Consider the following 14,507-nt stretch of genomic DNA (forward strand, 5'->3'; position numbering starts at 1 on the left):
GAGGGGCAAGGGCTGGCGCGGCCGGGTCAGGCTTCGTCCACCACGGTGTTGGACAGGCATCCGATGCGGGGAACCTCGACCTCGACGACATCGCCGGGCTTGAGCCAGCGCGGCGGATCGAAACGCGCCCCCGCCCCCGTCGGGGTGCCGGTGACGATGAGGTCCCCAGGCTTCAGCGTGGCGAATGTAGACAGGTAGGCAATGAGATAGTCGAAGGGAAACATCAGACGATCGGTCGTCTCGTGCTGGCGCACCTCGCCATTGACCCGGGTGGTCAGTTCGAAGGGGCGGTCGTCACCCGCACCGCTGCGCATGACGATCCAAGGCCCGAGCGCACCCGAGCGATCGAAATTCTTGCCCTGGGTCACGTTGAACTTGCCGTGGTGGAGCCAGTCGCGGACGCTGCCCTCGTTGCACAGCGTGTAACCGAACACATGGTCCATCGCGGTCTCGCGCGGAACATGCCGTCCGGCCTTGCCGATCACGAGAACGATCTCGCCCTCGTAATCGAGTTGCGACGAGACCTTCGGGCGCTCCAGCGACGCGCCATGGGCGACGAAGGACGACGGGGTGCGGCAGAACAGGCTGGGATATTTCGGCGGCGCCGTGCCGTCCTTGTACTCGGCGTTGCGGTCGGCGTAATTGACGCCGATGCACCAGATTTTCTCCGGCCGCGGCACAGGGATGGTCCAGGTCACGTCGGCCGTGGCGAGATCCGAGGCCTCGCCGGCGAAGAGATTCTCGGGCAATGCCGCTGCGGCGATGGCGGCCATAAGGTCCGGCATGCCCGGCATCCGTGAACCGAGGTCGAGGATGCCATCGTCGCGCACGATCCCGTAGCTGTCGCGCCCGGCGGTCCGGTAGCTCGCGAGCCTCATCGATCTCTCCTGGACGTTTCCCGCGCTCCTTGACCGGAGCTTTCTGTCGATGCCCCACCCATCACGGAATGCCGCTACGCTACAATCGACTCGTCGCCTCACTTGTCCACATAGTGGACATTGCCTGCCGCCGCATGTGACTGTCGCAGGCAAACTGGCGCTCGGAGGGACACATGCCCGTCGGCAGCGGCACGACCAGCGGCGCGCAGGCCGTCCGGCGGGCGGTCAATCTCCTGCGCGTCCTGTCCATGGCGCGGGACAGCGGCTACGGCTTGACCGATCTGGCGCGTCTGACCGGCCTGCCTCATCCGACCGTGCACAGGATGTTGCGCGCCCTGATGGAGGAAGGGCTGGTCGAGCAGAAGGGAGCAACACACCGCTATGTGGTGGGGCAGGAAATTCAGTTCCTCGCCCTCGCCCGCGCGCCCCAGACGCCCTTGATGACCGCCGCGGAATCGCACCTCGGCCGCCTGGCGGATCTCTTGGGCGACACGCTCTTCCTGACCCAGCGCACCGGAGCCGAGACGATCTGTGTCGCCCGAAGACTGGGCGCCTATCCGGTCCAGGTGGTGCCGCTGAGAGTGGGCGACCGCAGGCCTCTCGGGGTATCGAGCGCCGGACTTGCCCTACTCGCGGCGCTGCCGGCAGACGAGGCCCGTCGCATCCTCGTCCTGAATGCCCCCCAACTCGCCGAATATCGCCTGACGGTCGAAGCGTCTGCAGCCATGGTCCGTGATGCGCGGCGGCTTGGCTACGCCCTGCGCGATCGCGGCATCGTGCCGGGAACGCGGGCGATCTCGGTGGTGTTGCGCGATGCGGCCGGCCTGCCCTCGGCGGCGCTGACCGTCGCTGGCGTCGTCCGCCGCCTGTCGCATCGTCGCACGTCTGACATTGCTGAAACCCTCTGGGAAGCCGCCGCCCGGATCGAGCGGTCGCTCGGCTGAGGTCCCCCGCGGCGGAAGGCGCCTCACGCCCGGCGACCCCATCCGTTACACACGAAAGCGTGAGCCCTGTAACGGCGCCCGTCATGGCGCCGTAGAGGGGTTCGAACGGTCCCTAACGAAAGCGATGTCCTTGCCCAGCCCGACACCATCCTTGCTTCCGCCCAAGCTTCCCGAGCGTAGAAATGGCGTTCTGCATACGGATCTCTGCATCATCGGCGCGGGCTCCGGCGGGCTGTCGGTCGCCGCGGGCGCGGTGCAGATGGGTGCCTCGGTCGTGCTCATCGAGAAGGGCGCCATGGGCGGCGACTGCCTCAACACCGGCTGCGTGCCCTCCAAGGCCTTGATCGCCGCAGCCCATGCGGCGCATGCGATCCGCGACGGCAGCCGGTTCGGCATCCATGCCGCCGCCCCTGACATCCGCTTCCCCGAGGTTCACGCCCATGTTCACGGCGTCATTGCCGCCATTGCGCCGCATGACAGTGTCGAACGTTCCCAGGGGCTCGGCGTCCACGTGATCCAGGCCGCAGGGCGTTTCATCGATCATCAAACGGTCGAGGCCGGCGGCGACAGGATCACGGCGCGGCGCTTCGTCATCGCCAGCGGCTCGCGTGCCGCGGTCCCGCCGATTCCGGGCCTCGCCGAAGCCGGCTTACTCACCAACGAGAGCGTCTTCGAGCTCACCGACCGTCCGGAACACCTCATCGTTCTCGGTGGGGGTCCGATCGGCATCGAGATGGCCCAGGCGTTCCGCCGGCTCGGATCAGAGGTCACCGTGGTCGAGAAATTCGGCATCCTGTCAAAGGACGAGCCGGAGGCCGTCGATGTTGTGCGCGGCGCGCTGGAGCGCGACGGGGTCCAGTTGCTCGAGCGTACAGGCGTCGCCGCGGTATCGCGCACCGACGGGCGCGTGGTCGTAACCCTCGATGGGGAGACGGGCCGCAGCCTCAGCGGCAGTCACATCCTCGTCGCCGCCGGACGGCGTCCCAATATCGAGGCGCTCGGCCTTGACGCCGCCGGGATTGCCCATACGCCGAAAGGCATCACCGTCGACGACCGCCTGCGAACGAGCAACCGCAAGATCTTCGCCATCGGCGATGTCGCCGGAGGTCCGCAGTTTACCCATATTGCCGGCTATCATGCCGGCATCGTCATCCGCAACGCTTTGTTCGGGCTGCCGGCCAAGGTCAATTATGCCGCCCTGCCCTGGGTTACCTACACCGATCCGGAACTGGCCCATGCCGGGCTCACCGAAGCCGATGCGCGCAAGGCCGGCCACGAGGTCCAGGTTCTGACCTGGTCTTTCGACGGCAACGACCGCGCCCAGGCCGAACGTGCGACCGAAGGGCTTGCCAAGATCGTGCTCGGCCGCAGGGGCCGGATCCTCGGCGCAACCATCGTCGGCCCCCGCGCCGGCGAACTGATCGGCACATGGGGTCTCGCCATTTCAGCAGGCCTCAAGATCGGCGCCATCGCCGGCGCGGTCCTGCCCTACCCGACCCTGTCGGAGATCTCGAAACGGGCAGCCGGCAGCTATTACACGCCGAAGCTCTTCGGGGCCCTGACCCGCCGGATCGTCGGCCTCGTGCAGCGTATCCTCCCGTGATGGTGAAACCGATGTCTCCCGAAACCCTTCTGAAGGACCGCAGGCTCTGGCTGGTCGTCGCAGCCCTCGGCGCCTTCGCTCTTCTCCGCTGGTCCGGCCTGACCGATGTCCTGTCGCTGGACACGCTGAAGACCCACCGGGGCGCGCTCACCACCTGGGTCGGCAGCAATATCGTTCTCGCCGCCCTCGCCTATGTCACGGTCTATGTCGTCGCGGTGGCCTTCTCGTTTCCCGGGGCGGTCTTCCTCACGCTTTCGGGCGGTTTTCTGTTCGGGGCGGTGCTCGGCACCCTGCTGACGGTGACCGGCGCGACCATTGGCGCGACGCTGATCTTCATCTTCGCCAAGTCGATCTTCGGGGAGAATGCGCTTGACCGTTTCGGCGCCCCGGCCGCGCGCCTCGCCGAGGGGATCAGGCGCAATGCCGGGTCCTATCTGCTCGTGCTGCGTCTCGTGCCGCTGTTCCCCTTCTTCCTGGTCAACCTGGTGCCGGCTTTCGTCGGCGTGCCGCTCGTCACCTACATGGTCACAACCTTCTTCGGGATCATCCCCGGTACGGCGGTCTTTTCGCTGGCTGGCGCCGGCCTGGGTTCTGTCCTCGACCAGGGCGGCACGGTAACGGCCGGCTCGATCCTGACCCGGGAGATCATCGCGGGACTGGTCGGTCTCGCGCTCCTGTCCCTTGCCGCCATTCCGCTGCGCAAGCGGTTCGAGGCACGCAGTGGCTGAACCCATCGACGTCCCCTTACATCGACCCCTCATCTGGAGAGTCCCATGACCCCTCTGGCTCCTGTGCATTCCCTTTCGCGCCGCGCAACTCTCGGCCTCGCGATCGCCGTCGTCACCTCGGCCGCCTGGGCCCAGGGCGCCGACCCCGAGGCCGGCTATGAGGCCCTCCTGCAGAAGTATGTCAGCGTCGATCCCGACGGGATCAACCGCGTCGACTATGCCGCCTGGCGTGCCAGTCCCGCTGACATGGCGGCTCTCAACGTCTATATCGCCGACCTCACGGCTCGGCGGCCCTCGGCCATGCCGCGCGCAGAGGCCATGGCCTATTGGGGCAACCTCTACAATGCCGTCACCCTCAAGGTGATCCTCGACCGCTATCCCGTCGCCTCCATCCGCGACATCAAGAGCGATTCCTGGCTCGACCCGAAGGCCTACACGGGTCCGTGGCGCCAGCAGCGCGTCACGGTCGAGGGCCGCCGGCTATCTCTTGACGATATCGAGCACGTGATCATGCGCCCGACCTTCAAGGATCCGCGGGTCCACTACATCGTCAATTGCGCCTCGAACGGCTGTCCCAACCTGATGAACCGTGCCTGGCGGGCGGCGACGCTGGAGGCCGATCTGGATGCGGGGGCACGGGCCTTCGTCAACCATCCGCGCGGCGTTGCCGTGCTGCCGTCCGGCGGTCTCAGGGTGTCGTCGATCTACAAGTGGTTCATTGAGGATTTCGGCGGCAATGATGCGGGGCTGATCGCCCATTTCCGCGCCTATGCCGAGCCGGCCCTGGCGCGTCAACTCGCCGGATCGCCGAGGATCGCCGAAGACGCCTATGACTGGGCTCTGAATCGCACAGCGACAGCCCGGCCGCGCAGCTGACGACAGACCACGGACCCCGGATGACGTTCCGCCCCAAGATCCTCCAGTTCGCAATCCGCGCCTTGGCCGGAGCGATGCTGCTTGCGGGAGCGGCAGCATTCATCGCCAACGTCTTGCCAAATCTGGCGCCATGGACCCTCGATCCGACCGATCCGAGGGTCTCCCTCTTGGATGTCGAGCGCGAGGTTGTCCGCCGCTACCGCGTGCCCGAGATGACCCCCGCAACGCTGGCGGGACGGCTCCCCGCCGCCGAGGTCACCCTGTTCGATGTGCGGACCGCGGAAGAATTCGAGGCCGGGCACCTTCCCGGGGCCATCCGGATCGAGCCCGGCAGCTCGGCCGAGGAGATCCTGAGGCTGCACCGTGACCGGATCACGGCCGGTCCCGTTGTCTTCTACTGTGCGGTCGGCGTCCGCTCCTCGGATCTGATGATGCGGACCATGGCGCAGATCGCGCCGCATGCCCGGGCCGGCCTTTACAACCTGCGGGGCGGCGTTTTCCGCTGGTCGACGGAAGGCCGTGCTCTGGTCAGCCGTGCCGCGCCCGGCCGTGCCCATCCCTTCGACGAGAACTGGGGCCGCCTGCTGGCCAGAACCGCGCCCGCCCCATGATCCCGCACGGCACCCCATCGGCACGCGCCGCCGCGGCCGCGATCGGGTCCCAATCGCCGGATCGCCTTGCGACGGCGCTGTTCGCCGCGCTCGGCCTCGCCGTCGCGTCCCAGGCTGCCCTGGCCTGGACGTTCGGTCAGATGCCGGTCGCCACGCGCGACGCCTGGTGGGCTTCCAGCCTCCTTGCCGTCGTGCTGGCGCTGCCGACTGCCGCGATCGTCGGGGCGGTCTGGACGGGACGCGACCGGGCCGTCGACTGGCGCCTGGGGACGGCCGTCATCCTCGCCGGCATGCTCATGCGCCTGCCCTATTTCGGCGCCGGCCCGCTGCTGGAAGACGACCATTTCCGCTATCTTCTGGACGGCGCCATGGTGGCACAGGGCGCGAGCCCCTATGTTGTCGCGCCCGAGCAGGTGCTGGAGGGGCTGAGCGCCTTACCGCCTGACGTGGTCGCAGCCGGCCATCAGGCCATCGCAGCGATCAATTTCCCCACCTTGCGTTCGATTTACCCGGGCGGCGCCCAGGCGCTCTTCGCCCTCGCCCATCTCATTGCGCCCTGGAGCCTCGACGGGCTGCGCGCGGTGATCTTCGCAGCGGAGGCCCTGACGGCCGTCCTGATCTGGCGGCTGCTGGTCTCGTCGGGCCAAAGCCCGCTGGCGCTGGCGCTCTACTGGTGCAACCCCCTGCTGGCCTTCTGTCTGACGGGACAAGCCCATATCGATGCAGCGCTGGCAGCACCGATCCTCCTGGCGCTGGTCGCCACCCGGCAGCGCGCCGGGCTGGTGGCCGGGCTCGCAATCGGCTTCGCGGTGGGTGTGAAGCTCTGGCCGGTCCTGCTGGCGCCGCTGGTCGCGCGTGCCCTCTGGCCCGACCGGCGGGCCCTGGCACGTTTCGCACTGGCGCTCGGCGCAACGACGCTGCTGCTCTGCGGTCCGCTGGTCTGGAGCAGCCTCACGGCGAATGCTGGTCTGACTGCCTATGCCGGCAGCTGGAGCATCAACAACACGCCCTTCGCCTGGGCGTCCTATCTCTTCCTTCAGATCTTCGGGTCCGGCACGGGAGAGATCATTCTCCGGGCGCTGGTGGTTGGCGCCGCCGCGGTCGCAAGTCTTGCCGTAGCCTTGCGGCGCCCTGACGGACTGCAGGGCCTGATCGGCCGCGCCGCCCTTCTTGCAGCGATCCTGTTCTACCTCTCTCCGGCACAGTTCCCCTGGTATGCGGTCTGGTTCCTGCCGCTGGCGGCGGCCAGCGGCGCCTGGCCGCTGTCGGTCGCAGCCATCGGCCTGCCGATCTATTACCTTTTCTTCCCGCTCGCGGTCGCCGGCCTGCGCGACGTGCACGGCTACGGGCTCGCCGCCCTGCATGTCGCACCCGTGATCCTCGTCGCCTTGCTGGCCCGGCGCGCGACGCCCCAGGGAGCCTCGACATGAGCCTCGGCGGGGCGCGGATCGGCGTCGTGATCCCGACGCGCAACGAGGCGCAGGCGCTGCCGGCCGTGCTCGGCGCGATGCCTGCCTTCGTCGACGCCGTCGCCATTGGCGACTACCGCTCGAACGACGGCACCCCGGACGTCGGCAGGCGGCTTGGCGCCATCGTCGTGCCCGTCGAGGCTGCCGGCTACGGGCGGGCCTGTCTTGCAGCGATCGCGGCACTGCCCCCCGTCGACATCATCGTCTTCGTCGATGGCGATGCCGCCGATGATCTCTCGGTCATGGCCCGCCTTGTCCAGCCGGTCATCGACGGCGAGGCCGATATGGTCCTCGGTTCACGGGTTCTGGGGCAGCGGGAAGCCGGCGCGCTGACTCCGCAGCAGGTCTTCGGCAACTGGCTCGCCTGCTCCCTGATGCGCCTCGTATGGGGCCGGCATTTTACCGATCTCGGCCCGTTCCGGGCCATCTCGCATGCGGCGTTCCAGCGGCTCGAAATGGCCGACCTCAACTACGGCTGGACCGTGGAAATGCAGATCAAGGCGGCCCGCGAGGGACTGCGGACACAAGAAATTGCCGTCGACTATCGCCGCCGCATCGGTGTTTCCAAGGTTTCCGGGACAGTGAGCGGGACGATCAAGGCCGGCAGCAAGATCCTGTGGGTGATCGGCCGGGAGGCTCTCCGGCCGACGCGGCGGGACCCGCTCTGACGACCGTTGGCCGCTCGCACCATGCGCGCGCCTCGCGTGTCCCGACGCCGTCCGCGGCTTTCATGTCGACATTTGCTTCGTCCGGCGCGCTCGTGCGAGATCAGCGCGACCGGACCGCCCCACTGAAGGGCGGCGGTGGCGTCGACACGGAAACGGGGCGCGGCCAGGCCCTCGCCGCCCGCCTGCATTCCCATGCCCCGCAATTGAGGGTGGCGAGCGGCCCATCCGATCCCGCAGCGTGCGACCTCGTCGTCAGTGCAAAGCCGCTGGGCGTGAAGGCCGTACGATCCCCTGCCGTTCGAGCCGGCCCGTCTGGCCGCTGAAAGCAGGGCCGCGGACAGCCTGATCGGAGACTCGGCCCTCGCGGAAGAGATGAGGCCCCTGTTGCGAGCCAGTGCGCGGCTGTGATCCTGTCGGCCTGGCGGAAGATCGGCTATCCGCGCGCCTCACGGCGCAGCTGCTGCTCCCGCAGGAAGATGAACAGGCCCGCGCCAATGATGATGGCTGCTCCGATGAAGGTCGGGGGTTCGCTGATCTCTCCGAAGACGAGATAGCCCATCAACACACCCCAGATGATCAGCGAATACTGGTACGGCACGACGACCGATGCGGGGGCGATCTTCAGCGAAATGTTGACGCAGGAATTGCCCAGAAGCGACCCGAGCCCAAGGACGACCATCAGGGCCAGGTCGATGGGCCGGAGCGGCGCCCACCCCTGATAGGCCAACAGGGCGATACCGATGACGAGGGCGGCAACAAGTTGCCAGCCCATCAGCACCCGGGCATCGGTGGCGGCGAGCTTGCGGGTCGCGATCATGAAACAGGCATAGGCGAAACTGCCGACAAGGGCCGCCAGCGCACCCCAGGAAAAGCTCTCCTGTCCCGGCTGGATGGCGATGACGACCCCGACAAAGCCAAGGATGACCGCGAGCCAGCGGCGCCATCCGACACGCTCGCCAAGCAACCAGGGCGACATGGCGGTCACATAGATCGGTCCGGCCAGATAATAGGTCATCACGTCGGCCAGCGGCAGAAACGTCAGGGCCCAGAAGAACAGGGCCGATTCCAGCGCCGACAGGAAGCCGCGCAGGACCTGCAGACCGATGCGGGGCTGCGTGCGGAGCGGTCCCGGGCCGGCGGGTGCCAGCAGAGCACCGACCACTGTCAGACCGACCACGGCGCGCGCCAGCATCAACTGGCCGACCGTTGCAGTGGCGAGCAGCCACTTGCCCAGGGCGTCGTTGGCGGCGAAAAGGAAAAAAGCCAGCAGCATCATGAAGATGCCAAGTCCGTAGTTCTGTCGCTGATCGGACATGGGTTCTCATGGTCTGTCGACCCGGCTCCGGGCGCCCTGCAAAGGCGATGCGGCATCCAGCATGGCCCCGCCTCTACAGGAATTCGCTGCCAACCCCAATGGCGGGAATGGCACCGCGACATCGACGACAGCAGAACGGCACCTGCCGCGCAGTGGCGTCTCGCGGCCATGACGCCATCACGGCATCACGAGGCTGGGCGCGCCAGACGGTTCCGTGTCGTGTGGCGGAGAAAGCCCGGAGGAGTTCAAGGACTGCCACGCTGGTGCATTTTGGTAGGAACGGTCCTCACCAGACCGGATTTTATCTCAATGATTGAGAGTTTTATTGCCGTTTTTTCATCCGCATCCGCGCTGGAGGCCGAACAGCCCGATGCGACACGCGCGGCTGGACCGGGGGCCGGGCGTCTTGTGCGGCCAGGACCTGTTGTCAGCATCCTTCCACGGCAAGCCTCACGTGAACCTGCAGGCGGTGGCGACACAGGGCGCATCGGACACGCCCGGCGCCGGGCACCCGGGAAAAAACCCCGGCCCTCGCAGCGGCGCAGCACCTGATCGGCGGTCCATCTGTGTTCAACTCTCAGGCGGCGATGCCGAAGGGGGCGAGTTCGATCGGTTGATCGAACTTGAGACCGACGTCGGTCTCGCCCACCCGCACCACGGTGGCTGCAATCATCCGGCCCGCGGGCCATTCCAGCATCACCTTCTGGTGCGGCGTGGCGATAGCCGTGCCTTCGATCCGGGCGCCCGCCTCCGAAATGTCGACGATCACAGTCGGCGTCCGGCGACCGCCGGCGCTGACCATAACGGCCTCGCGCAGCTTGTGGCGCATGTGCTGGCGACGCTCACCGAGATCAGAAGCGACGGCAGTGAGGAACCCGTCGACGGCTGTCGACAGCTCCTTGGTCACCTCGCCCAGTTCATCGGAGACGACACGGACCTCACCAGCCTGACGGGTGGTCTCTTCGATGGAAGTCGTCACGGTATCGGCATTGCCGGTCGCCTGGTTCGCACCGGCAGCGGCGGATTCGATCGCCGCGACGATGGAACGGGTCGAGGTGTCCTGCTCGGCCATCGCGGCGGAGACGAGACCGGCCACGGTCTTGATTTCGCCGATGCGGCTGGTGATCTCGCCAATGGCGCCCACGGCGGTGCGCGTCGCCTGCTGGACATTGGCAATCTCGCTGGCAATCTCTTCGGTCGCTTTCGCGGTCTGGCTGGCGAGTTGTTTGACCTCGCTCGCCACAACCGAGAAGCCACGGCCGGCCTCACCGGCACGGGCCGCCTCGATCGTCGCATTCAAGGCGAGAAGATTGGTTTGCTCGGCGATCGCCCGGATGGTCGAGACAACCGCCCCGATCCGGTCGGTCAGGTCCGCAAGTTGCCCGACCTGGCTCTGCGTATGTGCGGCAACCGCATTGGTGTCATCGACGACGACGCTTGTCCGTTGCGTCTGCTGAGCGATCTCGCGGATCGAGGCGATCAGCGCTTCGGCGGTGCGCGCCACCGTCTCCACATCATGCGCCGTTGCGCTGGACGCGGTCCGGGCCGCCCCCGCTTCACGCGTCGCATGCCCGGCGACGTCGCTGAGCACCGATGCGGAGTTGCGCATGCTCCCGGTCTTGGTGCCGAGGCTGTCGAGATAGGTCGAGATTCGCCCCTTGAACGTGGCAATGAGAGCATCGAGGCGAACCTGGCGGTGACGCTCCCTTTCGGCTTCCGAACGGGCGGACTGTTCGAGCCGCTGGCGTTCCAGCGCATTGGATCGGAAGACACCCAGCGCGGCCTCAAGCCGACCGATCTCGTCCTGGCCGGACAGGGTCTCCGCCGAGATGGTGAGATCGCCGCTGGCAACCCGCTCCATCAGGTCCGCCGTCTTGGCGACCCGAACGGAAACCCTCATGATGAAGAAGTAGATCATGAAGCCGACACCAGCGAGGGCGAGGACCGTCATGGCGATGATCGTCGCCAAAGCCCGCCGCGAGGCGGCTGTCATCTCGGCAGCCAGAGCCAGATTTGTGGCACTTGCCGCCTCGATCATGGCGGTCGCATCATCCAGAGCCGCCGATGAGGCCGCGAAGTAGGTGTTGAAGTCCTGCGGATAGGCGCCGTCGGCACCGGCGGCATACATGGCCTGGCGGACCCGTTCATAGGCGCCGAAATAGTTCGCGCCGAGGCGCGCCGCGCTGTCCTTGACCTGCGCCGCGATCAGCGGGCGCTGCAAGGCGAGCTGGGACAGTTCCCAGCTCTGCAGGACGCGACCATGGGAGGCGGCCATTTCGATGATCGCAGCCTGGCTGAGCGGCGCCCGCGTCAGGGCAGCGATGGCGAAGAAGGTCCGTTCCCGGCCACCATATTCCCGCACCACCCAGGCGCGCTGCATCAGAAGATCGTGGGCAATGATCTCGGCGGTCAAATAGCGGCTGTCCACACGAAGCCGATCCGCGTTGGCGAACATGTCGGAGATGGAGCGTTTCAGTCCATCGACCAATTGACCGGCATTGGCCGTGCGGCGCGACTTCGGCAGCACGAGGTCGCGATCGGCCTGGCTCCTGATCTCGGCGACCTCGCGGCGCAGCGCGTTCATGCGCTGGTCGAACTCCTGCCTGTTGGTGACGAAATCATGGGCCGCGAGATGGGCGTCCAACTGCCGGAAGAGCTCCTCGGCCTTGTCGCGCTGGGTGCGGCGCAGGTTTGCAAACTGCTCCGGGAAGGGATCGTCGAGGGCGAGGCCGACCTGGGTGAGCGACCGCTCGAACGACAGTTCAACCAGGCCTCGGGTCAAGAGCGTCATGGCTTCGACGGAACGGGCGGCCCGTTCGCTCGCGCGCAGCCGATCATATTCCTGCCAAACCCCAGCGGCCGCGAAAGCGACCACAGTCACACCCAGGACCGCGCAAAGAGCGAGGCTGATATGCTTGATAGACCTGAACATCGACGCCCCCAGACCACTCCTTTACGCAACGACATTCTGGTAAATTTCGGGTTACGATTGCCATTCAAAGAGACATTACCGACGCGACATTCTGTCTCTTAAGACTCTGTGCGGATCGCTCTCGACGCGAAACACGCGTCCGATAAGGACACAAGGATCAGCGTCCGGCCTGCTCACAGACGGCACGCCACGGCGTACGGTACTCGCATTGCTCGCAACCTCCGCCAATGTCCGTGGATCAGCCTTTGGCCGCCACATCCGACCGCGCTGGCGGCACCAGCCTTGCGTCAGACCAAAAGGCCCTGCCTAAATGGTCCGAATCCAAAAGGGCGACATGCCGCTTCGCCGCGCCGATCCCCCCGCTGTTCATCATCTGACCAGGCACACCCATGCACGCGCTCAAGACCCTCGTCGAATCCCCCCGGTTCGAGTCTGCAATCATGTTGTTGATTGTCGTCAACGCCATCACCCTGGGACTCGAGACGTCTGAAACCGTCATGGCCAGATTCGGTCCGCTGCTGATGGCCGTCGACAAGATCATTCTTGCAGTCTTTGTCGCCGAACTCGTGGCTAAGATCATCGTCTACCGCCTCGATTTCTTCCGCAATCCGTGGAGGATTTTCGATCTGGTCGTTGTCGGCATTGCCCTTTTCCCGGCGACGGGCGCGTTCTCGGTGCTGCGCGCCCTGCGCGTGTTGCGCGTTCTTCGGCTGGTGAGCGGTGTGCCCTCGCTGCGCAAGGTGGTGGGTGGATTGCTCGGCGCGCTGCCGGGCATGGGATCGATCATGTTGCTTCTGTTGCTTGTCTTCTACGTCTTCTCGGTCATGGCCACGCAGCTGTTCGGCAGCCGGTTCGCGGAGTGGTTCGGCACGGTCGGTGCTTCGGCCTACACGCTGTTCCAGATCATGACGCTGGAGAGCTGGTCCATGGGGATCGTTCGCCCGGTGATGGAAGCCTATCCGTGGGCCTGGGCGTTTTTCATACCCTTCATCGCCTGCACCACGTTCACAGTGCTCAATCTGTTCATCGGTGTCGTCGTCGCGGCGATGCAGGCCGAGCACGATGCCGCCACGGCCATTGAGCGAGAGACGATCCACAACGAGCAGACAATGATGATGGAGGAAATGAGAACGCTTCGTGCCGAGATGCAGACGCTGCGTGAGGGTTTGAAGAGCGCGAACTGAACCGCCCCGGTTTTGCCGGAGGCTCCAACTTCGAAGCAGGATGGAGCCATGACGAGCAAGGCGACGAACAAGTTTTCACCTGAGGTCCGCGAGCGGGCGGTGCGGCTGGTGCTCGACCAGGAGGGCGAGCATTCCTCGCGCTGGGTTGCCTGCGCCTCGATCGCCGCCAAGATCGGCTGCTCGACCCACACGCTGCTGGAGTGGGTCAAGAAGTCGGAGGTCGATGGCGGGAAGCGTGCTGGTGTTTCCTCCGACGTCTCGGCGAAGCTGAAGGCGCTCGAACGGGAGAACCGTGATCTGCGCCAGGCGAACGAGATCCTGCGGAAGGCGGGCGCGTATTTCGCCCGAGGTGAGAGCTCGACCGACCATTTCGTAAGTGACCTCCTTCATGGAGGCCCATGTGCAGAGCTACAGGGTCGCGCCGATGTGAAGGGTTCTGCGGATCGCCCCCTCCACCTGGCACGAACACGCCCGCCGCAAGGCTGATCCCGCACTTCGCTCAACAAGGGCGAAGGAGGATGAACGGCTGTCCGCGGAGATCGTCCGGGTCCACAAGAAGAACTTTGGCGTCTACGGCGCACGGAAGGTCTGTCTGCAGCTGAACCGCGAGGGTTTCAAGGTCGGCCGCGACCGGGTGGCCCGGCTGATGGCCCATCTCGGGCTAGAAGGCGTGGTGCGCGGCAAGGTCGTGAAGACGACCGTGCCAGACAAGGGAGCGGTCTGCCCCTTCGATCTGGTCAATCGACAGTTCCATGCCCAAGCGCCGAACAAGCTTTGGGTGTCCGACTTCACCTACGTCTCGACCTGGAGCGGCATGGTCTATGTTGCATTCGTCATCGACGTCTTCGCCAGGCGCATCGTTGGCTGGCGGGTCAGCCGTACGCAGACGGCGGGCTTCGTGCTCGACGCGCTGGAGCAGGCCCGGCATGCCCGCAAGCCGACCGAGAGCCTCGTCCATCATTCGGACCGCGGATCGCAATATGTGAGCATCCGATACACCGAGCGACAAGCCGAGGTAGGTATCGATCCCTCCGTCGGCAGCGTCGGCGATAGCTACGACAATGCGCTGGCCGAGAGCGTGATCGGGCTGTTCAAGGCCGAGGTCATCCACCGGCTCGGGCCGTGGAAATCGTTCGAGGCCGTGGAGTACAAAACCCTCGAATGGGTCGATTGGTTCAACCATCAGCGCCTCCTGGAGCCGATCGGCAACATCCCGCCTGCCGATGCGGAAGCGAACTACTACGCGGCACTTGAGCCAATCAAAATCGCCGCGTAGGACTCACGCAAACTGCCCTCCGG

At 66.2% G+C, this 14,507-nt stretch carries 11 protein-coding genes, 1 pseudogene and 1 other annotated feature; of the genes and pseudogenes, 9 read left to right on the forward strand and 3 right to left on the reverse strand.

Features of this window, described 5'->3' with window-relative positions; translation table 11 throughout:
- Positions 1-26 precede the first annotated feature (26 nt).
- Positions 27-878 carry a fumarylacetoacetate hydrolase family protein gene (locus tag Q0C57_RS12945; protein WP_296576847.1) on the reverse strand — a complete coding sequence of 284 codons (852 nt, stop codon included), beginning with the start codon at positions 876-878 and terminating at the stop codon, positions 27-29.
- Positions 879-1,051: 173 nt separating this feature from the next.
- Between Q0C57_RS12945 and Q0C57_RS12950 the strand changes: the two genes are divergently transcribed.
- The 7 genes from Q0C57_RS12950 (at position 1,052) to Q0C57_RS12980 (ending at position 7,777) form a co-directional block, all read left to right on the forward strand.
- Positions 1,052-1,822, forward strand: a complete 771-nt coding sequence (locus Q0C57_RS12950) for an IclR family transcriptional regulator (protein ID WP_296576848.1) — start codon at positions 1,052-1,054, stop codon at positions 1,820-1,822.
- Between the two features lie 151 nt (positions 1,823-1,973).
- Entirely contained in the window at positions 1,974-3,425 is a 1,452-nt protein-coding gene (locus tag Q0C57_RS12955) for an FAD-dependent oxidoreductase (protein ID WP_296576849.1), read from the forward strand.
- Positions 3,426-3,436: 11 nt separating this feature from the next.
- Entirely contained in the window at positions 3,437-4,153 is a 717-nt protein-coding gene (locus tag Q0C57_RS12960; protein ID WP_296576850.1) for a VTT domain-containing protein, read from the forward strand.
- A gap of 45 nt (positions 4,154-4,198) precedes the next feature.
- The gene (locus Q0C57_RS12965; protein ID WP_296576851.1) at positions 4,199-5,029 is read left to right on the forward strand and encodes a DUF547 domain-containing protein; all 831 of its coding nucleotides are present in this window, start codon (positions 4,199-4,201) and stop codon (positions 5,027-5,029) included.
- 20 nt (positions 5,030-5,049) lie between these two features.
- Positions 5,050-5,640 (forward strand): rhodanese-like domain-containing protein, encoded by a 591-nt coding sequence (locus Q0C57_RS12970; RefSeq protein WP_296576852.1) that lies wholly within the window; start codon positions 5,050-5,052, stop codon positions 5,638-5,640.
- Entirely contained in the window at positions 5,637-7,070 is a 1,434-nt protein-coding gene (locus tag Q0C57_RS12975; RefSeq protein ID WP_296576853.1) for a glycosyltransferase 87 family protein, read from the forward strand. Before Q0C57_RS12970 ends, Q0C57_RS12975 begins: the two co-directional genes overlap by 4 nt.
- Positions 7,067-7,777 carry a glycosyltransferase family 2 protein gene (locus Q0C57_RS12980; protein WP_296576854.1) on the forward strand — a complete coding sequence of 237 codons (711 nt, stop codon included), beginning with the start codon at positions 7,067-7,069 and terminating at the stop codon, positions 7,775-7,777. The genes Q0C57_RS12975 and Q0C57_RS12980 overlap by 4 nt, the downstream gene beginning before the upstream one ends.
- 433 nt (positions 7,778-8,210) lie before the next feature.
- Here Q0C57_RS12980 and Q0C57_RS12985 read toward each other — a convergent pair whose 3' ends face one another.
- Together Q0C57_RS12985 and Q0C57_RS12990 are read right to left on the reverse strand one after the other, a co-directional pair.
- Positions 8,211-9,092, reverse strand: coding sequence for a DMT family transporter (locus Q0C57_RS12985; protein WP_296576855.1), 882 nt, complete (start codon positions 9,090-9,092; stop codon positions 8,211-8,213).
- Positions 9,093-9,669: 577 nt separating this feature from the next.
- Entirely contained in the window at positions 9,670-11,883 is a 2,214-nt protein-coding gene (locus Q0C57_RS12990) for a methyl-accepting chemotaxis protein (protein WP_296576856.1), read from the reverse strand.
- 530 nt (positions 11,884-12,413) lie between these two features.
- On the opposite strand from Q0C57_RS12990, the gene Q0C57_RS12995 reads away from it, so the two are divergent.
- The gene (locus tag Q0C57_RS12995) at positions 12,414-13,208 is read left to right on the forward strand and encodes an ion transporter (RefSeq protein WP_296576857.1); all 795 of its coding nucleotides are present in this window, start codon (positions 12,414-12,416) and stop codon (positions 13,206-13,208) included.
- A gap of 48 nt (positions 13,209-13,256) precedes the next feature.
- A pseudogene (locus tag Q0C57_RS13000) lies at positions 13,257-14,484 on the forward strand (IS3 family transposase).
- Positions 13,541-13,659 (forward strand) — a sequence feature (AL1L pseudoknot). Its footprint overlaps the pseudogene before it by 119 nt.
- Positions 14,485-14,507: the final 23 nt, after the last annotated feature.

It is taken from the genome of Phreatobacter sp., assembly GCF_022843985.1.
Taxonomy (GTDB): Bacteria; Pseudomonadota; Alphaproteobacteria; order Rhizobiales; family Phreatobacteraceae; genus Phreatobacter.